At 28.9% G+C, this 679-nt stretch carries 2 protein-coding genes; both read right to left on the bottom strand.

Annotated elements, in window-relative coordinates:
- Positions 1 to 279, bottom strand: a 279-nt coding sequence (locus tag A5849_RS10365) for a hypothetical protein (protein WP_086310079.1), incomplete at its 3' end; no start/stop codon positions are given.
- A gap of 63 nt (positions 280 to 342) precedes the next feature.
- On the bottom strand, positions 343 to 537 hold the full coding sequence (locus A5849_RS10360) for a hypothetical protein (protein WP_002309674.1): 195 nt from the start codon (positions 535 to 537) through the stop codon (positions 343 to 345).
- Positions 538 to 679 lie beyond the last annotated feature (142 nt).

The raw sequence follows: 679 nt of genomic DNA, 5'->3' as shown, positions 1-679 counted from the left end.
ATCTTTATCAAATACTATTTTTTGTACATTTGGACTAATATAAAAAATGAATACATGATTTTTTTTAAAAGTAAATGCTATACGATAATTTTTTTTATCAATATTGACTTTCATTTCATATATTCCCTTTGCCGAGCGTGTTCGTACTGGTTTTATACGAAAAAAATTATGGTCTACATGCTCTATGACTTTTTTAGAAATAGTTTTTTTGTATGCGAGATGTACCTCTTGCGGAAATTGTTCCAATAGTTCACTGTCAAACTCAACAGTATAATCCATATTTTGCTTCCTTTCTATACGGCTTAAAGTGTTGAAATAAGTCATTCATTAGTTTTTACACTGTTACTTTTCGATGATGGTTACAACCGCTTTGCCGCAAGTCAGTTCTTTTTCCAGCTCGCTCTTTATTTTTATGGCACATGGTTTGGAAAAAGGAGCTGCTTCTTTCCATGAACCAAGTAAAGGATATTCGTTACTGATACCTTTCACATATTGTTTGTTTTTGACACCTTTTGTTTTTACTTCTACATAATACATTTGATCATCTTCTTTCTTGCTGTTTTTAGTTCATATTCAAATATATGTAAGCGAAAATGATTATGTATCTATATCTTTATGATAAATAAAAAGAATCAATTTAAAAGTTTTTTTCACTCGATATAACTAATTTGAATAATAC

Source organism: Enterococcus sp. 10F3_DIV0382 (assembly GCF_002140245.1).
Lineage (GTDB): Bacteria > Bacillota > Bacilli > Lactobacillales > Enterococcaceae > Enterococcus_B > Enterococcus_B lactis.
The sequence above is the reverse complement of the archived record's forward strand: the minus strand, read 5'-3'. Positions and strand labels throughout refer to the sequence as shown.